Annotated in this window: 21 protein-coding genes and 1 pseudogene; 13 read left to right on the forward strand and 9 right to left on the reverse strand. The window is 63.0% G+C overall.

All coding sequences use genetic code 11. From position 1 onward, the window contains the following. Positions 1-255: 255 nt before the first annotated feature. The 3 genes from VDP82_RS01900 to VDP82_RS01910 are packed head-to-tail and all read right to left on the reverse strand — an operon-like array spanning position 256 to position 5,544. Positions 256-1,308, reverse strand: coding sequence for a LacI family DNA-binding transcriptional regulator (locus tag VDP82_RS01900; RefSeq protein ID WP_323013141.1), 1,053 nt, complete (start codon positions 1,306-1,308; stop codon positions 256-258). Between the two features lie 28 nt (positions 1,309-1,336). Continuing rightward, complete coding sequence (locus VDP82_RS01905; protein ID WP_323013142.1) at positions 1,337-2,452, reverse strand: CehA/McbA family metallohydrolase; 1,116 nt, start codon at positions 2,450-2,452, stop codon at positions 1,337-1,339. Continuing rightward, positions 2,449-5,544, reverse strand: a complete 3,096-nt coding sequence (locus VDP82_RS01910; RefSeq protein ID WP_323013143.1) for an alpha-mannosidase — start codon at positions 5,542-5,544, stop codon at positions 2,449-2,451. Before VDP82_RS01910 ends, VDP82_RS01905 begins: the two co-directional genes overlap by 4 nt. 299 nt (positions 5,545-5,843) lie before the next feature. On the opposite strand from VDP82_RS01910, the gene VDP82_RS01915 reads away from it, so the two are divergent. Genes VDP82_RS01915 through VDP82_RS01925 form a run of 3 tightly spaced genes read left to right on the forward strand, consistent with a single transcriptional unit; the run spans position 5,844 to position 8,066 of the window. Beyond that, positions 5,844-6,662, forward strand: coding sequence for an SDR family oxidoreductase (locus VDP82_RS01915; RefSeq protein WP_323013144.1), 819 nt, complete (start codon positions 5,844-5,846; stop codon positions 6,660-6,662). Then, the gene (locus VDP82_RS01920; protein WP_323013145.1) at positions 6,656-7,381 is read left to right on the forward strand and encodes a FadR/GntR family transcriptional regulator; all 726 of its coding nucleotides are present in this window, start codon (positions 6,656-6,658) and stop codon (positions 7,379-7,381) included. Before VDP82_RS01915 ends, VDP82_RS01920 begins: the two co-directional genes overlap by 7 nt. A 4-nt stretch (positions 7,382-7,385) precedes the next feature. Further along, entirely contained in the window at positions 7,386-8,066 is a 681-nt protein-coding gene (locus VDP82_RS01925) for an RraA family protein (RefSeq protein ID WP_323013146.1), read from the forward strand. A gap of 74 nt (positions 8,067-8,140) precedes the next feature. On the opposite strand, the gene VDP82_RS01930 is transcribed toward VDP82_RS01925, so the two are convergent. The 4 genes from VDP82_RS01930 to VDP82_RS01945 all read right to left on the reverse strand — a co-directional run bounded on the left by VDP82_RS01930 (position 8,141) and on the right by VDP82_RS01945 (position 11,646). Further along, entirely contained in the window at positions 8,141-8,938 is a 798-nt protein-coding gene (locus tag VDP82_RS01930; protein ID WP_323013147.1) for an IclR family transcriptional regulator, read from the reverse strand. Between the two features lie 80 nt (positions 8,939-9,018). Then, complete coding sequence (locus VDP82_RS01935) at positions 9,019-9,648, reverse strand: DAK2 domain-containing protein (protein ID WP_323013148.1); 630 nt, start codon at positions 9,646-9,648, stop codon at positions 9,019-9,021. A gap of 3 nt (positions 9,649-9,651) precedes the next feature. Further along, positions 9,652-10,647, reverse strand: coding sequence for a dihydroxyacetone kinase subunit DhaK (locus VDP82_RS01940; protein ID WP_323013149.1), 996 nt, complete (start codon positions 10,645-10,647; stop codon positions 9,652-9,654). Positions 10,648-10,710: 63 nt separating this feature from the next. After that, the gene (locus tag VDP82_RS01945; protein WP_323013150.1) at positions 10,711-11,646 is read right to left on the reverse strand and encodes a dihydrodipicolinate synthase family protein; all 936 of its coding nucleotides are present in this window, start codon (positions 11,644-11,646) and stop codon (positions 10,711-10,713) included. 299 nt (positions 11,647-11,945) lie between these two features. Between VDP82_RS01945 and VDP82_RS01950 the strand changes: the two genes are divergently transcribed. The 3 genes from VDP82_RS01950 to VDP82_RS01960 all read left to right on the forward strand — a co-directional run bounded on the left by VDP82_RS01950 (position 11,946) and on the right by VDP82_RS01960 (position 15,032). Further along, complete coding sequence (locus VDP82_RS01950; protein WP_323013151.1) at positions 11,946-12,908, forward strand: tripartite tricarboxylate transporter substrate binding protein; 963 nt, start codon at positions 11,946-11,948, stop codon at positions 12,906-12,908. Between the two features lie 198 nt (positions 12,909-13,106). Further along, positions 13,107-13,511 carry a tripartite tricarboxylate transporter TctB family protein gene (locus VDP82_RS01955; protein WP_323013152.1) on the forward strand — a complete coding sequence of 135 codons (405 nt, stop codon included), beginning with the start codon at positions 13,107-13,109 and terminating at the stop codon, positions 13,509-13,511. A gap of 6 nt (positions 13,512-13,517) precedes the next feature. Then, positions 13,518-15,032, forward strand: a complete 1,515-nt coding sequence (locus tag VDP82_RS01960) for a tripartite tricarboxylate transporter permease (protein WP_323013153.1) — start codon at positions 13,518-13,520, stop codon at positions 15,030-15,032. Between the two features lie 121 nt (positions 15,033-15,153). Here VDP82_RS01960 and VDP82_RS18040 read toward each other — a convergent pair. Together VDP82_RS18040 and VDP82_RS01965 are read right to left on the reverse strand one after the other, a co-directional pair. Then, a pseudogene (locus VDP82_RS18040) lies at positions 15,154-15,303 on the reverse strand (IS3 family transposase); the annotation flags it as partial. Positions 15,304-15,384: 81 nt separating this feature from the next. Continuing rightward, positions 15,385-15,912 carry a peptidylprolyl isomerase gene (locus tag VDP82_RS01965; RefSeq protein WP_323013154.1) on the reverse strand — a complete coding sequence of 176 codons (528 nt, stop codon included), beginning with the start codon at positions 15,910-15,912 and terminating at the stop codon, positions 15,385-15,387. A gap of 366 nt (positions 15,913-16,278) precedes the next feature. Here VDP82_RS01965 and VDP82_RS01970 point away from each other — a divergent pair, with 366 nt between their 5' ends. The 7 genes from VDP82_RS01970 to VDP82_RS02000 all read left to right on the forward strand — a co-directional run. Further along, positions 16,279-16,983 carry an aspartate/glutamate racemase family protein gene (locus VDP82_RS01970; protein WP_323013155.1) on the forward strand — a complete coding sequence of 235 codons (705 nt, stop codon included), beginning with the start codon at positions 16,279-16,281 and terminating at the stop codon, positions 16,981-16,983. Between the two features lie 27 nt (positions 16,984-17,010). Continuing rightward, positions 17,011-18,108: a Xaa-Pro peptidase family protein gene (locus VDP82_RS01975; RefSeq protein WP_323013156.1), complete on the forward strand. Its 1,098-nt coding sequence runs from the start codon at positions 17,011-17,013 to the stop codon at positions 18,106-18,108. A gap of 29 nt (positions 18,109-18,137) precedes the next feature. Then, positions 18,138-19,664 carry an ABC transporter substrate-binding protein gene (locus tag VDP82_RS01980; RefSeq protein ID WP_323013157.1) on the forward strand — a complete coding sequence of 509 codons (1,527 nt, stop codon included), beginning with the start codon at positions 18,138-18,140 and terminating at the stop codon, positions 19,662-19,664. Positions 19,665-19,687: 23 nt separating this feature from the next. Next, positions 19,688-20,668: an ABC transporter permease gene (locus VDP82_RS01985; protein WP_323013158.1), complete on the forward strand. Its 981-nt coding sequence runs from the start codon at positions 19,688-19,690 to the stop codon at positions 20,666-20,668. Continuing rightward, complete coding sequence (locus VDP82_RS01990) at positions 20,665-21,549, forward strand: ABC transporter permease (RefSeq protein ID WP_323013159.1); 885 nt, start codon at positions 20,665-20,667, stop codon at positions 21,547-21,549. The genes VDP82_RS01985 and VDP82_RS01990 overlap by 4 nt, the downstream gene beginning before the upstream one ends. Continuing rightward, on the forward strand, positions 21,546-23,567 hold the full coding sequence (locus tag VDP82_RS01995) for a hydantoinase B/oxoprolinase family protein (RefSeq protein WP_323013160.1): 2,022 nt from the start codon (positions 21,546-21,548) through the stop codon (positions 23,565-23,567). The genes VDP82_RS01990 and VDP82_RS01995 overlap by 4 nt, the downstream gene beginning before the upstream one ends. 15 nt (positions 23,568-23,582) lie before the next feature. Further along, positions 23,583-24,463 (forward strand): hydantoinase/oxoprolinase family protein (locus VDP82_RS02000; protein ID WP_323013161.1); only part of this gene is annotated, 881 nt, incomplete at its 3' end.

The following is a 24,463-nucleotide window of genomic DNA, read 5'->3' on the forward strand; positions in this document are numbered from 1 at the left end:
GTTCCCTCCCACCCACCGGCGCTTCCCGCGGACTGGATCCGCGGGCCACTCCCGGCAAACGCAGAGTCACCAAGGGGCTCCCAATCTGGCCCACGGGTCAAGCCCGTGGGCAGCGTCGGGGTTTTGGGGAGACTCAAAATCAAGGCTCCAGCGTCCGAAGTGAACACTCCCCCACGAGGGGAAGGGTGACGACTGACCCAGCGTGGATCATCGGTTTTGAGTATGTGTCTCTCTCGTGAGAGAGGGTGGTTTCGCTCAGGCCAGGGCCCGGACGCTGCCGCGAATGGTCAGCCGGCAGCCCAGCTCCAGCCGGTGGGCGGGCGGATTGAGCGCGGCATTGACGATGCGCTGCTCGAGCAAATGCAGCGCGGAAGAGCCCAGATGTTCGAGCGGCACGCTGACCGTGGTCAGGGGCGGGGCGGTGAATTCGCCCAGCGCCACGCCGTCGAAGCCGATGATCGACAGGTCCTGGGGCAGCCGGATGCCGGCGCGCGCCAGCACCGGCATGATGCCGAGCGCCAGATTGTCGGCGGCGCAGAAGATGGCGGTGACCCCGCCCATGGTCCCATCGTGGCTGTCGAGCCAGCCCCGGATCGCCTCGGCGCCGAGATCGGGCTGATAGCCCCGGGCCAGGTGCACATGAGCCTCCTCGAGCGACAGGCCATTGGCGCGGAAGGCATCGAGAAAGCCGTCGCGCCGCCGCCTGATGGTCGAGCGCCCCTCCCAGGTGAGGTGCATGATGCGGCGATGGCCCTGCGCGATCAGCCAGTTGGTGGCATAGCGGGCGGCGAAGCGGTTGCCCGGCGTCACGCTGTCGATCTGCATCTCCTGATCTTCGCCATTCATCAGCACGGCGGGAATGCCCGAGGCGGCGACATCGTGCAACAGATCGGCCCGATCCTCGGACAGGATCAGGATGCCATCGGCATTGGTGGCGCGGGCGCGCTCGACCAGCTGCGCGCCGCTGAAATCGGCGCGGTCGATCTCCATGGGGATGACGCCGATGGCGCGCCGCTCGCATTCGCGCGTCAGGGCGCTGAGCAGCGTCCAGGAAAACAGGTTCAGCTCGCTATGGGGCAGCGTATCGGAGGGCACGGCCAGCAGCACGCTGCGCAGCACGGCAATGGCAGCCTTTTCGCGCCGCCGCGCCAGATAGCCCAGGCTGTTGGCGGCGTCGAGCACCCGCTCGCGCACCTCGGCGGAAATCGGCGCCGTGCCGTTGAGCACGTGGGACACCGTGGACACGGCCACATCGGCGGCCTCGGCAATATCCTTTATGCCGGCCTTCCGGCTGGGATCGCGCGCCAATTGCCCAGGTCCAGTTCAGGTGAGAGCGTCAGAAATCCGGATCGTAGTTGAAATAGATCGGATTGGACAAGGCCACCATGTTGAGGCTCTGCGCCATGGAATTGGGCACTTCCGGATAGGGCGCCTGCGGGCCCTCGATCTCGACGCGGTAATAGCTGCGCGCATCGGCCGGAGGGGTGTCGCTGAAGCGCACCGAACGGGTGGCCGCATCGGTGACGAAATGCCCGAATTCCTCGCGGTTCCTGATCACGCGGACCTGATAGGCCGCCCCCGGAATGCCGCCGCCGGCCAGGCGCACCTCGAAATCGACGCGGCCGCCGGTGGGCCTGGCATTGTCGCCCATCATCATGTTCATCACGCCGTCCCCGTCATGGTCGGCGTAAAGTTCGACGCGGGGATTATAGGGGTTGGAACTGATCGAGGCGCGGCCCTGTTCGAGCGCGGCCAGGATCGCGCTCTTGCTGCGCGTGGTGGCGAAAACCCAGGTGGTGGGCGTGCCGACATAATTGGCGGTGCCCTCCATGGTCAGCGGCACGATCAGCGCCGGATCGTCGGGAATGCCGTGATGATTGTCGCTGCCGCCGCGCGCGCCGATCATGCGGCCCGAGAGCAGCTGGTCGTCCCAGATGCGCAGATTGGGGACGTTTTTCGACCAGACCGAGGTGTTCCAGATTTCCACCGAATCGGCCAGGTCGAAGGAAAAGCCGTAGTGGTTCTTGTGGTGCGGATGATTGGCCGACCAGTGGATGCCCAAGTCCTGCTTGAGCCGGAGCAGGTCCCAGTCGCGCGCATTGCGGGCGTCGAAGACGCGCTGGTGGTCATAGGGCTCGGCGGAAAGGATGTTGACATGCCCGCGCGGCGCCGTCAGCTCGGCGCCGTAGAACAGCAGCACGCTGTCCGAGTGGTATTCGGGATCGGCCCAGGTGTGCCCGGCCACCGCGCCCTGCACATGCACGTCGTGATCGGTGATGGCCAGATAATCGAAACCCAGCCGCTCGGCAAAGCCGATGATGCGCGATTGCGGATTGTTGGTGCTGTCGGTGCTGTGGCGGCAATGCATGTGCCAGTCGCCCTTGAGCCAATGCCCGATCTGGAAGCCGGGCGGGGGTGGCAGGGTCTGCGGCAGGGGCGGGATCATGCTCATGCACCACTCCTTGTCAGCGCCAGGGTGCGGATCTGGAACGGCCGGAAGGCCAGCGCGATCCGCGTGCCGCTGGCATCGAGACAGGCGGTCTCGCTCTCATGCAGGTCGGTCTCGGCGATGCGGCAGGCCTCGGGCAAGGTCAGCGTGACGCTGCCGGCGCGGCCCTGATTTTCCCACAGCCGCAGGATGGTGCACTGGCCATCCGGGCTCTGGTGGACGGTTTCGATCGTCACCTGATCGGAGGAAAGGGCGGCGAGGGGAAGAGCAGGGGCCGGGCCGGACGACGCGCCGGCGAGCAGGCGCAGCGGCTGGTTGAACAGCGTGGCGGCGTTGTGCACGGCTTGCAGGTCGCCGCCGTGAACCAGCAGCGCGTAGCGGAAGCGGTGCTCGCCCTGGTCGGCCTCGGGCCAGGGAAAGACCGGCGACTTGATGAGCGTCAGCCGCAGCGTGCTGCCCCTGGCGTCATAGCCATATTTGCAGTCATTGAGCGCGGCGACGCCGAAGCCGGCCTCGCTCAGATCCACCCAGCGATGCATGGAGGTTTCAAAGCGCGCCTTGTCCCAGCTGGTATTGGCGTGGGTGGGGCGGGTGAGATGGCCGAACTGGGTTTCGGCGCGGCTCGTATCGGTGCGGATATCGAGGGGAAAGCCGACCTTGAGCAGGGTCTGGTGCTCATGCCAGTCCACGAAGCTGTCGAATTCGAGCTGCGCGGCCCCTTCCGCCAGCGAGATCACCTGCACGATGCGGGAATTCTCATAGCGCCATTCGAAGCGGATGGCGGCGCGATAGGGCCCGGTCTCGACAACTTGCGCCGATACCAGCTCCTCCACCGGCCAGCAGACATCCTCGAAATAATCGTCGATGTCCCAGGCGTCGAAATCTATCGGAATGTCCTGATGGGCGACGAAGGCATTGCCCACCCCGCCGGGGCGGATCGCCTCGCGGCCGCGCTGCTTGTCGAACAGCGACACCAATTGTCCCTTGTCGTTGAAACGGGCGCGCAAAAGCCCGTTTTCGAGCAGGGTGGGAGAAACGGTGAGGCGGCTTTCGGGCAAAGGCGCGGCGGCGCCCAGCGCCAGCGGGCGCAGGCCCAGGCCCGCAAGGCCGGCAACCGGCACGACGCTGCCCGCCCCGCCATCCGCCGAAACGGTGGGCTGGGCGGCGAGCGCGGCCCCATTCATCGCAACCCCTGGCGTTCCGGCTGGCAGATGCAGAAGGTCGGAGCGGACAAGGCTGGTGGCGTTGAGGACGGCGTGCGCCCCCGCCGCCGCCAGCGCCCCGCCGAGCTCGGTGCGCAAGGCCTCGGCCGCGGCAAAGAAGGCGGCATAGTCGCGGTCGCTGTCTTCATAGACGAAGCCGATGGAGGTGCCGGGCAGGATGTCGTGGAACTGGTTGAGCAGCACGCCTTTCCACAGGCGCTCCAGCCGCTCGGCGGGATAGGGCAGGCCGGCCCGCGCCGCCATCACGCCCAGCACCTCCAGCTCGTGCAGGGCGCGCTCGGCCAGGCGGTTATTGCGCTTGTTCTTGGCCACCGAAGTCAGTGTGCCGCGATGATATTCGAGGTAAAGCTCGCCCACCCAGGCCGGGAAGGCCTCGGGCTCGGCCCGCATCCGCGCCACCAGCCGCTCGAAATAGGGCCCCATGGGCTCGTGCCGGACCTTGGGGCAGCCGGGAATGCCGCGCTCCATGCGGCGCACATTTTCCAGCATGCCGCGCGTCGGCCCGCCCCCGCCATCGCCATGGCCATAGACCAGGAACAGCTCGTCATGCAGGCCCTGCTGGCTGAAGCGCTTCCAGGCGCCCATCACATGGCTGGGCGTCAGATCGGGACAATAGGTGGTGTTGATCCCGTCATATTCGTAATTTTGCGTAGTGAGGAAATAGGCCGGCACCCGCGTGCCATCCAGCCCCTGCCAGAAGAAGATCTCATGGGGCATGCGATTGGTGTCGTTCCAACTCATCTTGTGGGTGATGAACACATCGAGCCCCGACTGCGCCATGAGCTGGGGCAGGGCGGCGGTATAGCCGAAAGTGTCGGGCAGCCAGACGATCTTCGGCGTCACGCCGAACTTGTCCTGATGATAGCGCACGCCCTTGAGGATGTGGCGGACGAGGCTCTCGCCCGAGGCGATGACCACGTCCGGCTCCAGCCAGAGCGCGCCCTCGATCTCGAACCGGCCATCGGCGACCTGCGCGCCGATCCGCTCGAACAGCTCGGGATAGTCCTCTTCCAGATAATCGAGAAGAACGCCCTGATTATACATGAAGCGGTAGTCTTCATATTCGTCCATCAGCGCCAGCGCATTGGCCATGGAGCGGGCCATTTTCTGGCGCGTCTCGCGCACCCGCCACAGCCAGGCGACGTCGATATGGGTATGGCCGGTCGCCACGATCTGCGGCATGGCGTCGGCATCGGCCTCGGCATAACGGGCGGCGGCGCGCGCCTGGGCGGCGCGCAGGCTGGCGGCAAAACGCCCGGCATCGCCGGGGCGGAAATCGACCAGGTCCAGCGCCGCATCGATATGGTTCAGCAGGCGGACGCGGCGGGCGTCGTCGGCCTTGAGCCGGCGCGCCACGTCCAGCGGCACCTTGAGGTCGTAATAGAGGGTTTCGGCCAGGGAATCATGCTCGACCAGCTCCACGCCGAAGCCGAGCTGGCGGCGGTTCTCAATGGTGCCCGCCTCGATCAGCAGCTCGAAGCTTTCCCCGGCGACCGCCTCGCGGGTGAGCGGAAATTCCCTGTGGTTGCCGTCGCCGCCCTGTGCCACCCGGCCATCGATCCGCACCAGAAGCTGGGGATCGCTGCGGCCCATCACGGACCCGAATTGGGCATGCACCCGCCCGAAAAGAGCCTTGCCGGCCAGGCTCGGGGGAATGGTGACCCGGCCGCCGAACCAGAAATAGCCGTCGGGCTCGCCCCAGACCAGATCGCGGTCCACCGCGCGCCAGTCGGCCCGGTCCTGCCCCGGCACGTCCCGACGCTCGGCCGCCTCCGCCTGCCGATAGCGCAAGGCTGCCTGCACCCCGGTGGGGACGAATATTTTCTCCTGCAGGACCGCAAGCAGGCGATCCAGTTTGGCAATGCGGACCATGGAGGCATCTTCTGGAAAACAGGGGAAGGGAGCCCGAGCATAGCACCCTGAAATTCGAACGGCCAAGCACGCGATCGCCACCATCCCCGCTTTGCACGCGGGGGGCGGTGGGAAATGGGCATGAAGGCCCCGGCTACGGGGGCGTTGCGCGCGAATAGCCCTTGTGTACGGCAAGCTTGGTCTTGGACAGGTCCACCTCCAATCGGACTTTTATCGATAGCAAGACCTCCACAGCAGGCTTGCCAGGCAAGCGGGCTTATCTTATGACATATGACTTATGACATAAGTTGGAGCGATAGATGTCCGATCTTTTCAGCGTCGCGGGCAAGGTGGTGGTCCTGACCGGTGGTTTGGGCCAGCTTGGTCGTGAATTCACCACTTCTCTGGCCAAGGCCGGCGCCAAGGTGGCAGTGTACAGCCGCCGTCAGGTGACCCAGGAAAAGTTCGATGAGCTGTTCCCGGGGCTCGGTGAAAACGTCCGCATCTACGAGGCCAGCGTCACCGACAAGACGGCAATCGAGGCGGCGACCGACAAGGTAATCTCCGACTGGGGGGTGCCCGACGTGTTGGTGAACAATGCCGGTATCGACTCCAAGCCGGATGGCGGCGCCGAACAGAATGCGCCATTCGAGGTCTATCCGCAGAAATTCTGGGATGAGATCATCGACGTGAACCTGACCGGTGTGATGCTGTGCAGCCAGGTCATCGGCGCCAAGATGGCCGAAAAGCGCCGCGGCAGCATCATCAATATCGGCTCGATCTACGGCATCGTCTCGCCCAATCAGGCGCTCTACGCCTATCGTGAGAAGCGTGATGGCGTGCCCTTCATCAAGGCGGTGTCCTATGCCGCCTCCAAATCGGGCCTCGTCAACTTGACGCGCTATGTGGCGACTTATTGGGCGCAGAAGAATGTCCGGTGCAATCTGATCTCCTTTGGTGGGGTCAAGACCGGTTCGTTCGACAAGGAATTTGTCGATAATTTCCTGGAGCGCGTGCCGATGGGCCGCCAGGCCGAGAAGGGCGAATACAACGGGGTCATCCAGTTCCTCGCCTCCGATGCCTCCACTTACATGACCGGCTCCAATGTCGTGGTCGATGGCGGTTTCACCGCATGGTAAGCCCCGGCGTGCCGGATCGGGAAAAGCTCCACGCTTCGGTGGTTGCTGCCATCGAGGCGGAAATCCTCTCGGGCGAATTGGTTGTGGGCGCGCGCCTGCCTTCGGAGGCTGATCTGGCGCGCCGCTTTTCGGTTTCGACGCGTTCGGTGCGCGAGGGATTGCAGATCCTTGAAACCAGGGGGCTGGTCCGCCGCCGTCATGGCGAGCGTGCCGAAGTCGTGCGTGATGACGTGGATCAGTTCCTGGGTTCGCTGGCGACGACGGTAAGGACTCTTTTCGCCGAAGACCCGACCTATCTCGTGCAGCTCATGGATGTGCGCCGCATGTTCGAGCTGGAGGTCGTCGGGCGACTGGCGGCCGGCGAGGGCAAGGTTTCGGACGAGGTCGAAGCGGCGCTGGCCGAGCTCGCCGCGGCCAAGGATTTTGCACAATATGCCGAAGCCGATGCCAAGTTCCACCGGGCGTTGGTGCAGTCGCTGGGCAACGAGATTCTCTCCAGCGTCTATGCCAATCTCTATGGGCTGATTACTGACGTGATCCGGCTGACGAGCCGCGTGCCGAGCAAGACGCAGGCCGAAGGCGTGGCCGAGCATCAGGCCATTTTCCAATCCATCCGCAGTGGCGATGCCGAGGGCAGCCGCGCGCTGATGCGCGAGCATATCGACAACTCCACCACCTATCTCGAACAGGCGATAGACGCCGCAAAAAAGGGGCGCTGAGACAATGGCGGCTTATGACTACAACAATACCGACTGGGCGGCGATCAAGCGCCTTTCCAAGTGGTACTCGGGCGATATCCACGACGTTCTCGATGGCCGTGGGCCCTATGGCTATCTCAAGGGCATCACCCAATTCGGTGTGCTGGCCCCCGGTCAGGTGGTGTGCGGTCCGGTCTCGACCGTTCGCTATGAGAAGAGCACCCGCGTCGGCCAGCCTCAGGACGTCTATCACGGCGCCATCGACGCTGTGGTCAAGGGGGGCATCCTGATGGTGGACTCTTCCTGCGCTGAAGGCTCGGGTACGGGCGAATTGATGTCGAGCGGGGCCAAGACAAAGGGCGCTGCCGCCACCGTCGTCAATGGGACGGTGCGTGACCTCGCCGAAGTGCGCAAGCTCGATTATCCGCTCTTTGCCAAGGGCATGAGCCCGGTGGGCGTGTCAGGACGAATGGAGGCCACCCACTATCAGGTCGACCTCGATATTGACGGCGTGCGCATTCGCCCCGGTGATGTGATTTTTGCCGATATCACCGGCGTTGTGGTCATTCCCCACGAACTGGTCGGCGTCATCGCCGATGCCGCCGATGAGCTTGGAAAGAACGAGGTCGCATGCCGCCAGCGCATTCTGGCCGGCGAGAACCTTCAGTCCATCTGGCCGGTCGGCAAGACCGGCGGCCCGGTCTAATCCGGCAGCCGGGTCGGCCCAGCGGGGTCGGTCCGGCAATTTCACGTCACAGGGGAGGGAAGGCGATAGTTCGATCAGCGCTCATATCCCAGACGCTGGGAAATCAGATTGGCGTGGTAGATGACGACCTTGTTGAGCTCATCGACGTCTTCCATGGACAATTGCCAGGCGGGCGCGCTGACGCTGATGCCGGCAAAAACCTGGCCAGACAGATTGCGGATCGGCGCGCCGACGCATCGCAGCCCGGGCTGATGCTCTCCATTGTCTATCGCAAAGCCGCGTTCGCGGGTCAGCTCCAGCTCCGCGCGCAAAAGATCGGGCTCGGTGATGGTGGTTTCGGTAAAACGCTCCAGCCCTGCATCAATGACGCGTTGGACGATATCGGCGGGCTGATGGGCGAGAATGGCCTTGCCTACGCTGGTGCAGTGGGCCGGCGAATTTTCGACCATGGTGTTGGAGAGCATGGGCTCGGCCTCAGTGCGCTGGATGACCACGGCGCGATGGCCGTCGAATACCGCCAGATGCACAGCCTGATTGGTCAACCTGTGCAGCGCGTCGACGATGGTCCGGCCTTCCCGATGCAGTTCAAGATTGGCCAGGACGGTGTTGCCCAGTTCGAACAGCCGCAGGCCCAGCCGATAGGAATCGCGCTCCCTTTCCTGCTCGATAAATCCAACTTCGCGCATGGCGGCCAACAGGCGATGAGTGGTCGAGCGGGGATAGCCCGTCTTGGCGCAAACCTCGGCCAGCGTCAGGGCGCGGTGGGAGGTATTGAAACAGTCCAGAACCCGCGACACCTTGGTAAGCGATTTAAGGCTCTCATCGCTTCGGGCCGGTTTAGCTGGCACGGATGCCTCGACGGGATCAGTCATTGGTTGCGTCTCAATGCCTTGATTGCTCAGTCAATTATGACTGAAGGGATTCAACTTCATAGTTTAAATGCCCCCCCGCCTCAAGCAAGCGGGGTGGCGCCATGATCGGCAGTGACCGCCCGCACGATCTCGGCCAGGCCCAGCATGCCGGGGTCATCCAGACCGATGCTCTTTTCGGCGAACATTCGGGCGCGGCCCATTGCCGACGGACGCTGGCGGAAGGTAGCCAGCACCTCGTCCATGGCGTCGCGCGCCGCGACGGCAATGGCGCCGGGGTCATCCTTGCCGTCGATGGCTTTGGCGAGAGCGTCGAGCCCGTCGATAATGGTCTTGGCGCCCAGTTCGGCCTTGCCGCGCGCCATGGCGGCATCACAGATGGCGGCGATGACCGCGCCCAATTGGCCCCATTCCATCAGCTTCCGTCCGGAATTGAGTTTTCCGGCCGTCATCATCGCGGTGATGATGAGCGTGCCCAGGCTCGATCCCGTCGAGGCCGCACCCGCCTTGGCCAGGGCCATGAAGCCCGCACCCAGATCGGGTGCGTTGCGCACATCCACATCGGCAAAAGTGCCTATGAGCCGGGCCAGCATGGTGCCCGTATCGCCGTCGCCCAGCTTGGCGTCGGCGGCGTTGAGCACATCGGTCAGACCGGCCATGCTCTGGTTGGCACGGACAATGGCATCGGCCAGAATGTTGACGTCGATGGCCATGGCTCACCCCACCTTCCAGAACGGGCAATCGGCGGGAGCCGCCAGCAGACCCTCGATTTCATCATCGAGGAAGCAGAGGCTGATCGAGGCGCCACCCATCTCCATCGAGGTAACATAAGGCCCGATCAACGGTCGCACGATCGTCAGCCCTGCGGCATCGAGCTGCTGCGCGGCACGGCGGTAAAGGATGAACAATTCCTCAAAGGGCGTGGCGCCCAGGCTGTTGACCAGCACGGCAACGCGGCTGGCGCCCGCGGGGCGTTCGGCCAGCAACAGGGTGATCATCTCGTCCACCAGGTCGTCGGCGGGGCGGATCTTGTGGCGCCAGATACCCGGCTCGCCATGGATGCCCATGCCGAATTCGATCTCGTCTTCGGCAATGTCCACATTCGGGCCTGCCGCGCCAGGAATTTGGCAGGAAGAGAGCGCGACGCCAATGGTGCGGGTGCGATCTACGGTCTTCTGGGCGATCGCTGCGACAGCATCGAGATTGCCACCGGCTTCGGCCAGCGCGCCGGCGGCCTTGTAGGCAAAGATCAGGCCGGCGACGCCGCGGCGTTTCCGGGATTCCTCGGGCTTGGCGCTGGCAATGTCGTCCGTGCCGAGCACGGTGCGGGTTTCGATCCCGTCCATTTGGGCGAACTCGCTCGCCATTTCGAAATTCATCTTGTCCCCGCCATAGTTGCCGAAAAGGCAGAGGACGCCCGCGCCACCATTGGCGGCGGCGATCGCGTCCTGACAGGAATTGATGGTCGGGCCTTCAAAAACGTTGCCGATGGCGCAGGCATCGAGCAGGCCCTTGCCGACATAACCGGTAAAGAGCGGCAGGTGGCCGGAGCCGCCGCCGGAAACCACGCCCACCTTGCCCTGACGCATCTTGCTGCTGCGGGTGATGGCGCGACGATCATCGCCAACGCGGACAAGGCCCGGATGGGCGAGACACAAGCCGTCGAGCATCTCGTCGACATAGTTGGCGGGATCGTTGATCAGCTTTTTCATGTCGTGCTCCCAGGCGTCGGGTCGGGAGGCGGGCAGCTTCCGCAGCGGCCCGCCCCTGGTCAATCAGGCGGCCGAGTTGGCGCGGACGTCGGTCAGTTCCAGCACCGGCCCGAGAACGGCGTCGATGGCGGCCTTCTGCGCATCGGTGACGCGCTCCATCGGAGCTCGCGGGTGGAACAGCGGCATGCCCTGGCGGTGCTGGATATACTTCACGCAGGCCGGCAGGTTGTCGTGACGCAGGGCGTTCCACAGCGCGTTAAGACGGAAGTGGATGTCCTTGGCGGTCTTGTGGTCACCGGCCTGGACGGCGTCGAACAGCTTCACGGTGACGCCGGGGACGGCGCAAGTGAGGGCGCTGATGGCGCCATGCGCACCCAGCGCGAAGCTGGGGTAGAGCAGGGCGTCGATGCCGGTCAGAACGATGTTTTCCGGCTTGGAACGGAGCATCAGGTCGGAGACCGACTTCACGTCACCCGAGGACTGCTTCATGCCGACGACGCCGGGGACAGCGTCCATAATGGCCAGCATGTCATCGATGGAAAGATAGTTCCAGGGAATGACGTTGTAGATCAGGATCGGCACCTGGGTTTCTTCCCAGATGGCGCGGAAGTGCTCGATGGTGGCCTCGCGGCCCGGCTTGAACAGGTAGTGAACCGGGGTCACCTGCAGGGCGTCGATCTTGATGTCGCCCAGCGCCTTGACCCGATCAATGGCCTCGCGGGTCGATTGCACGATGAGGCCCACGACGAAGGGCACGCGGCCGGCATTGGCATCGTGTGCCTCGACCATGGCTTCGGTAAATTCGGTGGACGAAAGCGTGTGGCCCTCGCCAGTCGAGCCGCCGACAACGAGCCCGCGCACACCAGAATCGATCATGAAGTCGACCTGAGCCTTGAGCGCGCCTTTGACGAGGTTGCCCTTCTCGTCGAACGGCATGGAAAGCGGGGGCAGGATGCCCGTCAGGGTGTTGCGCAGCTTGAGCGCGATAGGGTTGCTCATCGAATTCCTCCAGGGCCGGAGCGGCCGCCACCATGGCGGACCTTGCCCGAAAACTTACCAGGACGCGGGCCACGATATGGACCCGGATTTGATGAAATCCCACAATACGGAATATCATCCCTTTGTTTGATAGGGGTGGTGGCGTTGTTTTGTCAATGTATTTGGCTTGTTATGCGCAAAAAATGCGGAAACGATAGGTGGGTAGTTGACATGATAGTTCCGGAATGTGGTACATAAGTTTGCAATACGGCAGGATATGTTCGTATGTCGGGATGCCCGACTAACCTGGGAGGACAGAAATGACCCATTTGAAGACGCTTGCTGGCGCCCTTGCGCTCTCGGTCCTGGCAATGGCTCCGGCTGCGGCGCAGCAGTATCCGGATCACGCCATCAACCTGATCGTGCCGTGGGCCGCTGGTGGTGGCACCGACGCCACGGGGCGCATCGTCGCGACCCTGCTCGAAAAAGAGCTCGGCCAGCCGATCAATGTCATCAACCGTACCGGCGGTGGCGGCATTGTGGGCCACACCGAAATTTCCTACTCGCCGCCCGATGGCTATACGCTCGGCGTGATCACCACCGAGCTGTCCATGTATCACTGGACTGGCGTGTCGCCGCTCAACTTCTCAAACTATGAGCCTATCGCCCTGTTCAATGCGGACCCGGAAGCTGTGTTCGTGCGTGCGGATGGCCCCTCGATCGAAGACCTGCTCTCGGAAATCCGCGCCAATCCCGGTTCGGTCAAGGCCTCCGGCGCCAATCTCGGCGGCATGGCGCATCTGGGCTGGGCGGGCGTGCTCGTGACCAACGACATCGATCCGGCTGCTGCGCCCTGGGTTCCCTCGGAAGGCGCTTCCGCCAGCCTTCAGCTGCTCGCTTCGGGCGCCATCAGCGTCGTCACCACCACCATGCCGGACGCGCGTCCCATGGTCGATGCAGGCGAAGTCAAGCCGCTGATCGTTGCTGCCAATGAGCGCGTTGCTGCGGCTCCCGACGTGCCGACCGCCGAAGAGGCGCTGGGGAGCAAGTGGGCTGCCTATGCATGGCGCGGCATTGCCGCTCCCAAGGGCCTGCCGGATGACGTGAAGGCCCGTCTGTCCGACGCCATGGCCAAGGTCGTCGAGTCCCAGGAGTTCAAGGACTTCATGGCCCAGCGCAATTTCGGCATCGACTATCGCGATGCTGCCGGCTTTGCCGCCTTCATGGAAGATGCCGATGCATCCATCGGCCAGGCCCTGCAGGCCGTTGGCCTTGCCAAGTAAGCGCGCGCTCGCCAGGGACGGCCGGAATGCATCTCCGGCCGTCTTTCTTCCAGAGCGCCGCAAGGACCAGCGCTCTGGATTTCTCATTTCTGCAGCAGTTCTGCACCGACCTGTCGCATCTGCTGGGTCCCGTGCATTCAGGAGGAGCGCATGAGGCAGTCATTTCCATTGGATAGCGCGCTGGGCGTGATTTTCGCGTTGGGCGGCACGGCGATCCTGCAGCAAGCGCTCGGCATGCAAACGCTTCCCGGCATGAATGTCGGCCCCGGCCTTTTCCCCTCCATTGTCGGGGCCGGGATGGCCATCATGGGCGTCGCTCTTGCAATTCAGGGCTGGATCGTTCGCGACACTCCCGAAGATGACGCGCCTCCCCTCGTGACCTGGTTTGCCACTGCCATCGTCGTTGCGCTCGCCGCCACAATCCTCGCCATGCCTTATCTCGGGTTCCTCGTTGCCGGCACGCTCTTTGCGGCCGGTATCGTCCTCCTCAGCGGCGGAAAATGGCCTTCGGCCGTGATTTTCAGCCCCATTGCGGCAGCCGCTATCTATTTCACCTTCACCGCGGCCATGCGGGTTCCGCTGCCGCGTGGCATCCTGGGATAAATCGCCATGGAAGCTTTCGCTCTCGCGCTCGGTCTCGTCTTCAATTTCGAGACGCTGGCGACCATTTTCCTCGCCGCCGTGTTTGGCCTGTTCGTCGGCGCAATTCCGGGCCTCACCGCCACCATGGCGACGGCGCTGCTGGTGCCCATCACCTTTTATATGGCGCCAATTCCCGCCATTGCGGCGATTATCTCCTGTACCGCCATGGCGATTACGGCCGGCGACCTGCCGGGTACATTGCTGCGTATCCCGGGCACTCCCGCTTCGGCTGCCTATGTGGAAGATTCCTATCGTCTAGCCCAGAACGGCAAGGCAGGTCTTGCCATCGGCATCGGCGTCGTCGGTTCCGTTCTTGGGGGGCTCTTCGGCTTCCTGTTCCTGCTGTTCACGGCGCCGATGCTGGCCAAGGCCGCTCTTGGCTTTTCGAGCTTCGAATATTTCTGGCTCGCCGTGCTGGGCCTTTCCTGCGCCGCCCTTATCTCTTCGGGAGGCCTGGTGAAAGGCGCGTTGGCGCTCCTGCTCGGCCTTTTCATCGCCCAGGTCGGTATGGACCCGCTGACGGCAACGCCGCGCTTTACCTTTGGCAATCTCGAACTGATGGGCGGCATCAGCTTCATCCCGATCATGATCGGGATGTTCGCCGTGTCCGAAGTCATGCGCGCCGGCCGCAAAGCCATGGCCGAAGTGCCCCAGCTCAACCTCAAGAACCCCTTCGAGGGCACCATGGGGGCGCTCTGGAAGTATCGTAAAAACCAGGTGCGCGGCTCGGTCATCGGCTCGCTGCTCGGGGCGCTGCCGGGGGTTGGTGGCGATCTTGCGGCCTGGATCACCTATTCGCTGGCCAAGCGGACCTCCAAGGAGCCGGAAAAGTTTGGCAAGGGGCATCCGGAAGGTCTCGTTGAGGCCGGCGCTACCAATAATGCGGCGCTCAGCGCCTCCTGGATTCCGGCAATGGTGTTCGGCATTCCGGGCGACGCGGTAACCGCGATTGCCGTGGGTGTGCTGGTGATGAAGGGTCTTGATCCCGGGCCCACGCTGATGACGCTACATCCGCAGAATTTCTATGCGGTGATGATCGTCTTCGCGATCGCCAATATCCTGATGCTGCCGCTCGGCTGGGTGGCCGCGAAATCGGCCCGCTGGATTTTCGAGGTGCCGCGCGCGCTGCTCAATGCCGCCATCCTGCTCTTTTGTATTGTCGGTTCCTACTCGATCAACAATTCCATGTTTGGCGTCTGGCTGATGCTGGGTGCGGGTGTAATGGCCTATGTGCTGGAAGCAAGAATGATCGCCATCGCTCCGATCATTCTGGGCATCGTCCTCGGTCCGCTGGTGGAAACCAACTTCACCACCTCGATGCTGATCGCCGATGGCAACCTGCTTGGTTTCTTCGCTCGCCCCGTTGCGGCTGTGTTCGGCATCGTGACTTTGTTCATTTGGGGCATGGCTATTTTCCGGACCATACACGGACTTATTCGGAGAGATGAAAACCCACGATCGGCAGGTCAGCTGCCGTCCTGAAGGTCGTCGCGATCTCTCAAATTCGCGTTTCAGCCAGGGTCAGGACCCGTCCGTCGTCAGAAGCCCTGGCGCAGATTGTCGGTTTGACTAGTGGAGAGTTCGGCTCGTCAGTGGGGTGATGTTAAGCGGCTATGCTGCGGTGTAGAAAGCGCCGATCGTGGATGGTTTGACCTCTGTGTTTGATAGTGGCATCCGCCCTGCCGGAGCAGGCGTCGGCGGGTGTCACATTGTCGAGGCTCACGTGATAGCGCCAAAGGTGCTGATGCCGGACAGTGCTCTAAACCACGCCGGGGATTTCGAAGGCTGTTTGTTTCGAATTATGCGGCAATGGCGGGGCTCAGGTGAGGGCAGGTTAGCCCCGGCGCTGCGCACCCAGGAATTGCACGGGATGATCTACATATTCCTTGTCTTCGGCACGCGCGAATATGGCTGCGATTACGTCCTCTCCCTCCACGACCCGGCCAAACGCCGCAAAACCGGCGCCGTCGGGATTTCGGCGGCCTCCTTCATCCAGTTCGGGCTGGTCGCCGATGCAGATGAAAAAGCCACCCCCTGCCGTGCCCGGGGCGTCGCGCGCCATTGATAATGTCAGGTGTTTGTGGCGTAGGCCCGATTTCGAGGTCGGCTCGTGCGCAATCGCCGGAAAGGGCTGTTGCAGCGCAGGGTTCGATGGGCGCCATCCCCATTGGATGACCTCGATGCGGTGAACAGTCTCCGCTGGCTGGTTCTGAAGGGTCACGATGCGATAGGCCGACATGTCTCGCATGAAGCCGCCGTCAACATAGGCAAGGAAATTCGCGACGGTAATGGGGGCGGCTGCCTCTTCAAGGGCAAGCGCGAAGGTGCCGAGTTCGGTTTGAATTTCAACGGTGACGGTCATTCTATCTCCGACGTTCCAGTTGCCTGTGGACAAGATCTGCGTTCGCCATCGCGACAGCGGGGTGCTCATTTGCATGAATCTATTAATCGGATCATACAGAGCACGTATTGGCTCTATAATCGACTAATGTAGAAAGATATACTATTTTTTATATGATATTGAGCAATTTGAACCAGAAATGCCGGATTGACTCCGGGTGGCCGTCACGGCAGTCTTGCCCTACATAGCCATTTTGCTGAGTTGCTTAATTTCCGAGCATCTGATCCCATGATCTGGCAACAAAATGGCATAAATTTGCCTGTTTCCGGCATAGCTGAGCAATCGGTTTTTGTTGGGTCGGCATGTTATCGCTAAGGACGAAGTTTGATGAAGCCAATTGGTTTGCTGGGTGGCATGAGCTGGGAGAGTACCGCGGTCTACTATCGGCACTTGAATGAGCGCATGCGGGACCTGCGTGGCGGGCTGGCGTCGGCGGAGTTGGTTGTGCGTTCGTTCGATTTTGCCAGGATCGTGGCCTTGCAGAAGATGGGAGCGTGGGACGAAGCGGGAAGAACGCTTGCGGAGGCGGCGCGCGGCCTGGAGGCCGCGGGTGCCAAGGTAATCATCATCTGCACCAATACAATGCATCTTCTGGCTGATGAGGTTGCATCGGCAACCACGGTTCCCCTGCTGCATATCGTGGATGCGACGGCTGAAAAGATCGTTGCGGCTGGCTATGGTCGCCCGCTCCTGCTGGCCACCCGCTATACCATGGAGCAGGATTTCTATCGCGGCCGCCTCAAGCAGAAATACGGCCTGGATGCGATCATCCCCGACGAGGCGGATCGCGCCATTGTCCACGACGTGATTTTCGATGAGATCTGCCAGGGCATCATCTCGCCAAAATCGCAGGCCACATACCAGCGGATTATCGAGAAGGGCGCGGCGCAGGGTGCCGATTGCGTTATCCTGGGCTGCACTGAGATCGGCCTTCTCATCGGTGACCTCCCTGTTGCCGTGCCGCCCTTTGATTCCACCCTCCTGCATGCCGACGCGGCGTTCGACTTCGCCCTCGCCGACAAGGCGGCCTAACTCCCAACATCAAAAAAGTTTTGCCCCGTGACTTCAGTATTTCGTCTTGACCGCCTGCGCGGCGTAGCCCGCCATGCGGGCGTGGATGCCATAGCCATCATTCCCGGCAGCACCTTCCTTTATGTCACCGGGGCACAATTCCACCTGATGGAGCGCCCCACGGTCCTCATCGTTCCGGTCGAGGGACGCCCGGCTATCGTTTTGCCCGATCTGGAATTCCAGTCCTGGCAGGCTCTTGGCCTCGATGCGGAAATCTGCCGCTGGAAGGACGAGGAAGGGTTCGCTGGGGCCTTTACGGCAGCGGCGCGGGCGGTGTCGGCCGGGCGTATCGGCGTCGAAGGCTTCGCCATGCGTTATGCGGAGTTCAGCGCCCTGCAGACGGCGTTCGTCGGCGCTGAATTCGTCAATGTCCAGCAGCACACCAATGCCATGCGGGCGATCAAGGAGGCCGACGAGCTGATCCGGCTGCGCGAGGCAGTCACCTATGCCGAGGCGGCCTTCAACCAGACCCTGGCGCAAGTGAGGGTCGGCATGACCGAGCTGGATGTGCAGCGGGTCATGATGAAGGCCTTCCTCGATCAGCCGGTGGTCGGGCCCATCGGTGCCCCGCTGGTCCTGGCCGGCCCCAATTCGGCGTTGCCGCATGGGCATTCGGGCAATTATGCGATCGGCCCGGGCGACGCCCTGCTGTTTGATTTTGGCGTAACCCACCATGGCTATTCGTCCGACATCACTCGCACGGTTTTTGTCGGCGAGGTCGCCGATGAGGACAGGGCGCTCTATGACGTGGTTCTGGCTGCCAACACCCTTGGCCGCGACATGGCGCGGGCCGGCGTGACCGCGCATGCGCTCGACGATGCCGTCCGTGGCCATCTCGAGGCCAGCCCGTACAGCGATTTTGTCGTGCACAAGACCGGCCATGGCCTCGGCCTGGATGTGCACGAAGCCCCCCAGATCATGCGTGGCAATCATACGCCGCTGGCGTTGGGCCATTATTTCACCATCGAGCCGGGCCTCTACCGGCCGGGCCGCGTTGGCGTGCGCATCGAGGACGATGTGCTGATTACCGACAAGGGATGCGAGAGCTTCAGCACCCTGCCCCGGGAGCTGTTGGTGGTCGGCTGACCACCACTCAATAAAAGGAAGGAAAATCAGTGAAGATCAATCAAATCATCAACCATGGGCTGGTTGCGGCGGTCATGGTGGCCGCCGTGATCCCCGCCCATGCCGCCAATGACGTGGTGCGCGTCGGCATGGACGTCGACGCCCAGTCGCTCGATCCGCGTACGCAGCGCAACACCACCGACGTGCGCGTCCTGGACCTTCTTTACGATGGTCTGATCTCGCTCGACCAGAGCCTGACCCCGCAGCCCAATCTGGCGCTGTCCTGGGAGCAGCCGGATGCGACGACGCTGATCTTCGACATCCGCACCGACGCCAAGTTCCACGACGGCACGCCCGTGACCGTGGACGACGTGATCTATACCTATGAAACCGTCGTCGACCCGGCCCTGGCCTCCAACCACGCCTCCAACCTCAACGTGATCGAGAGCATCACCGCCGAGGATGAGAACACGGTGGTCTTCAAGCTCAAGGCGCCCTTTGCGCCGCTGCTGAGCTATATGGACCTGGGAATCGTGCCCAAGCATCTGGCCGAGGCCGGCCATGACCTTTCCACCCAGCCAGTCGGCAGCGGCCCGTTCACTTTCGGCCAGTGGGATCGTGGCTCGCAAATCGTGCTCAACGCCAATGCCGACTATTATGGCGGCATGTCGGCAACCGGGCAGGTCGTGTTCGTGGCGCTGGCCGATAACAGCGCCCGCGCCCAGGCGCTCGAGGCCGGCAGTCTCGATATCATCATGGCGCCGCTCAATGCCGACGACATCGCCCGCCTGCGCGCGGACGAGCGCTTCCAGTCCGTCTCCAAGCCGGGCATCAAGGTTACCTACGTCAATTTCAACGCCAAGAGCCCGCTGCTGTCCGATCCGGCGCTGCGGCGCGCGCTGTCCATGCTGATCGACAACCAGACGATCGGCGATGACATTTTCGGCGGCGTTGAAACCCCTGCAACCTCGATCCTGATGCCGGTCTTCGAATGGGCCTACGACGCATCGATCACCCAGCCCGCCTTCGACATCGCGGCTGCATCCGCCGCGCTCGACGAGCTTGGCTGGGTCGTGGGCGCCGATGGCATCCGCGAAAAGGACGGCGTCAAGCTGGCATTCACGCTCGCCACCCATAGCGAGGATTCCGCCCGCATCCAGTCGGTCGAATATATCCAGAACCTGATGATGGCAGCCGGCGTGCAGGCCAATGTCTCCATCTCCGACTTCCCCGCCTTCATCGGCGAGGTGATCGGCGGTTCCTACGACGCGGCTCTGCTCGGCTGGGACAATCTGGTCGATCCGGACGTGCTTATGTACGTCACCCTGCATACCGGTGAATCGCGCAACTGGGGCAATTACTCCAATCCGGAAGTGGATGCCCAGCTCGAACTCGCCCGTACGGCCCAGACGCAGCAGGAGCGTGGCGATGCCTACAAGGCCGCAGCCCGCCTGCTTGTCGAGGACATGCCCTATTACGTCCTGACCAATGCCGGTTTCGACGCCTTCGCGGCGACCGATGTCACCGGCTTCGATCCTGACGTGTTGGGCAATCTGCGCAGCCTGACCAAAGACTAAACGCATTATCAGGAAGGCTGACCATGATCGGCTTTGTCGCCAAGAGAATAGCGCAGTTTATTCCCATGCTGGCAGGCGTGGTCGTGGTCGCCTTTCTGCTCGTGCAGCTCGTGCCGGGCGATCCGGCGCGAGCCCTGATCGGCCAGAGTGCTACCCCCGAGCAAATCGCGGCCGTGCGCGAAGCCCTGGGGCTCAACAACCCGCCTTGGGTGCAGTTCTATAATTATGTCGTGGGACTGTTCCACGGCGATCTCGGACAGTCCTATTTCCAGAAACAGGGCGTGTTCGAGCTGATTATGATCCGCCTGCCGGCTACGCTGGAGCTGGCGTTCGGTGCCATCCTGGTGTCGATCGTCATCGGCCTGCCCCTGGGCGTCATCGCCGCCTGGTTCCGGGGAACGTGGATCGATGCTGCGGCCCTGGTCTTCTCCCAGCTGGGCGTTGCTCTGACCGTGTTCTGGCTCGCCATCGTCTTTATGTATGTTTTTGCCGTGCAACTGAACTGGCTGCCGGCCATCGGTCGGGGCATGCCGTTGCTGGAGGCCTTTGGTCTGCTGCTGACCGGCAATCCTCAGCCGCTGCTCAAATCCCTATCCCACCTCATCATGCCCTCAGTCGCCATGGGGTTGCAGGGAGCCGCCATGATCTGCCGCATGGTGCGCGCCTCGATGCTCGAAGTGCTCAATCAGCCCTATGTCCGTACCGCCCGCGCCAAGGGTGTCTCCGAACGCCGCGTGGTCTGGCACCACGCCCTGCGCAATGCGCTGGTGCCGACAGTGACCATTGTGGGGCTGCAATTCGGCGGCCTGCTAAGCGGCGCCGTGCTCGTGGAGGGAATATTCGGCTGGCCCGGGCTGGGCCAGCTCACGGTTTCCGCCATTTCGCAACGTGACTTTCCGCTGGTTCAGGGGCTCGCGCTTTGCTTCGCCGTCCTGTTCGGCCTCATTACCCTGGTGACCGACATTATCCACGGCGCCATCGATCCTCGGGTCCGTGACGAATGAAACGTCTCTACAAGAACACTTATCTGGTGCTGGGCACCGTCATGGTGCTGCTGCTCGTCGCCCTGGCCTTCCTCGTGCCGGCCTTGTCTCCATACGGCGTCGAGCAGATGGACATGGCCAACCGTTTTGCCTTGCCGGGGCCGCAGCACTGGTTCGGCACCGACAATTTCGGCCGGGACCTGCTGACCCGCCTCGCTTCGGGAGCGCAAATCTCCCTGTTCATCGGCCTGGGCACCGTTTTGGTCTCTTCTGTCCTGGGCATCGGGGTGGGCATGCTCGCGGGCTATTTCGGCGGCTGGATCGATGCCATCCTGATGCGCATCGCCGATATTTTTCTCGCGTTCCCGGCATTCATTCTGGCCCTGGCGATCATCGCCGTGCTCGGGCCTGGCCCCGTTAATCTCATCCTGGCGCTGGCGGCAGTGTCCTGGACGCAATACGCCCGCGTAAGCCGGGCCATGACCATGACCGAGCGGCACAAGGACTATATCCTGGCCGTGCGCTCGATCGGCGTTTCACCGCTGAAAATCCTCCTGGTGCACATCCTGCCCAATATTTCCGGGCCCTTGGTGGTGCTGGCGACTTTCGGCATGGGGACGGCCATCGTTTCCGAGAGCGGCATGAGCTTTCTCGGCCTTGGCGTGCAGCCACCCACGCCGACCTGGGGCTGGTCGCTGGCCTATGGCCTCAAATATCTGCGCTCCGAGCCGTGGATGTCCACGGCGGCGGGCCTTGCAATCACCTTCGCGGTCCTTGCCTTCAATCTTCTGGGGGATGGCATCCGCGACCATCTCGACCCCAGCCAGATCACGCGCAAGGCATCCCGCAAAAGCATCGATAACGCCTTTCAGTCCACTCCTTCGTCAAAGCAGACCTCATGAAACTCGACCCGATTACCCTTGAGATTCTCAGCCGTAAAATGGTGGCGATCACCGATGAGGTGTATTTCACCGTCCAGCGCACGGCGCGCTCCAGTTTTGTGAACGAGGTTGCCGATTTCGCCGTGGCGTTCCTCGATTTCAAGGGTGACGTCTTCGCGTACCCGCCGTCGGCCAGCTTCAATTTCCTTATGGATACGAATTTTTATTCGACCATCGAAGCGGTGCCAGATCTGGTGCCCGGCGACATCATCATCACCAACGATCCCTACACCTCCAATGGGCTGTCGACGCACCTGCCCGACGTGCATCTCATCCAACCCTATTTCGATGGCGACCGGATCATCGGGTATGGCTGGGCCTTTATCCACTCGCTCGATTTCGGTGGCGCCGTCTCGGGCAGCGTCTCGGCGATCAATACCGAGATTTTCCAGGAAGGCCTGCGCATTCCGCCGATGAAGCTGATGAAGGCCGGAAAGTTCAATGAGGAACTGCTCACCCTCATCCGCCTCAATACCCGCGTGCCCGACGTCACCATTGCCGACTTCAAGGCGATGATGGGCGCACTGGAAATCGGCAATCGCCGCCTGCAGGAGATCGTGGACCGCTATGGCGCCGACACCATGGTGCAGGCCACGCAGGATATTCAGGACTATACTGCCGACCGCGCCCGCGAGGTCTTCCGCCGCATTCCGGATGGCAGCTACGATTTCTGGGATTATCTGGACGAGGACGTGGTCAGCGGTATTCCGCTGCGCGTTCGGCTGCGGATGGCGGTGAATGACGGCAAGGTGCTGCTGGACCTGACCGGCACCGACCCGCTCTCGGACTCCTCGTTCAACCTGGCCTCGCTCGGGCGCCGCATGTACTGGCTCTCCTTCCGCCTTACCGGGTTCCTTACCACGTTCGATCCGCTGATCCCGCGCAATGCCGGCTTTTATCGGCATATCGAGGTGAAGAACCAGCCGGGCTGCGTTTTCGACGCGCGCGGCCATACCGCGGTCGGCATGCGCCACAGCGCGCCGTTCCGCCTGTTCGACTGCGTGAGCGGCGCCATCCTCAAGGCCAACCCCGAGATGATGACCGCCGCCATGGGCGGCTCGATGGCGACGTTCCAGTTCGCCGAGACCGATGCACATGGCCAGCTCAAGGTCGAGGTGGTCGAGCCGTTGCGCTCCGGCATGGGTGCCATTCGCGGCCGCGATGGCGTGGATGCGCGCGACAACAGCGTCAACAACATGCGCAACCGACCGGCGGAACTGGTCGAGCGTGAGCTGGGCCTGCGCGTACTCAACTATGACATCAACCCCGATTCCGGCGGCCCGGGCCAATGGCGCGGTGGTGTCGGCCAGGCCCTGACGGTGGAGCTGGTGGGCGAGAATGGCGGCGAGATCCTGATTAGCGGGCTCGAGCGCTCGCGCATGGCGCCTTGGGGTTTCGAAGGCGGCCATCCCGGTGCTCTCGTCGCCGCCATCATCAATGAGGGGCGCCCCGATGCGCGCCCCGTCACCAAGGGCCTGCCGCTCAACCTGGCCAAGGGCGATACGGTGACGCTGCGCATGCCCGGCGGCGGTGGCTTCGGCGATCCGTTCAAGCGCGATGAAGCCGCCGTGCTGCACGATGCCGAGCAGGGCTTCATTTCCATTGAGGGCGCCGCCCGCGACTACGGCGTTGTCATCGTCGATGGGGTGGTCGATGCCAAGGCGACGGCCGCGCTGCGCGCCCGCCCGCATCTTGCTCCCGGCCTTTTCGCCTTCGGCGCCCAGCGCGACGCCTGGGAAGCGGTGTTTGACGACGAGACCATGCTGGAAATCAACCGCCGGCTCTATCTGTTGCCGCAGCCGCGCCGATATGGCGTGCGCCGGGCGTGTTTCGATGCGGTCGTGCCGGGCATCGGCCATGACACCATGACGCCGCTCGACCAATTGATTGGCGATGTCCCGGCCGCGCGCCTGCGCCTGCGCCATGCCCTTGAAACCATTCTTTCCGAAGCCGCCCAGACGGGCCGGGCCGTTGCCTGAGCAGGACCAGTTCCCATGACCCATTCATCTTCAGCATCATGCCGGATCGGTATCGACGTCGGCGGCACGTTCACCGATTTCGTGCTGGCCAACCAGGCCACCGGCCAGATTCTGCGCCACAAGGAACCCAGCGTTCCCGCCGATCCTTCGATGTCCATCGAACGCGGTGTTCCCAAATTGCTGGAAATGGCCGGTGTGGCAGCCAGCGATGTCGAACTCATCGTGCATGGCACCACTCTGGCGCTTAATGCCACCATTCAGCGCAAGGGCTCGCGGCTGGGGCTGGTGGTGAGCCGCGGATTGCGGGGCGTCCTGGAAATCGCCCGCTCGCAAATGCCGACGGCCTTCGATTTCATGATGGACCGCGAGGCGCCCCTGGTGCCGCGCAGCCTGGTCCAGGAAATCGGCGCCCGTTCCGACCGGGACGGCAATGTGCTCATCCCCATCGATACGGCCGAACTCGATGCACTGGCGGACACCTACGCCAAGGCGGGTGTCGAAGCCATCACCGTCATGCTCATGCATTCCTTCGCCAATCCGGCGCTGGAGCATGAAGTGGTCGCCGAATTGCAGGCGCGCCTGCCCGGCATTTCGGTATCGGCATCCTCCGATATCTGGCCGGAACAGCGCGAATTCGAGCGGGCCATGGTGGCTCTGCTCAACAGCTACACCCAGCCGCTGATGAACCAGTATTTCGACCGGCTCGCGCAGCGCGTCGCCACGCTGGGCGTTTCCGCGCCGATCTACATCACCTCCAATAATGGCGGCATTCTCAGCCTCGATACAGCCCGCCAGCGGCCCATCGATACCATTCTGTCCGGCCCGGCCTCCGGAGTTGTCGCGGCGATGACCATCGCCCAGCAGACCGGCGAGGGCCATATCATTACCGTCGACAT

Source organism: Devosia sp. (assembly GCF_034675085.1).
In the GTDB taxonomy this organism is placed as follows: Bacteria; Pseudomonadota; Alphaproteobacteria; order Rhizobiales; family Devosiaceae; genus Devosia.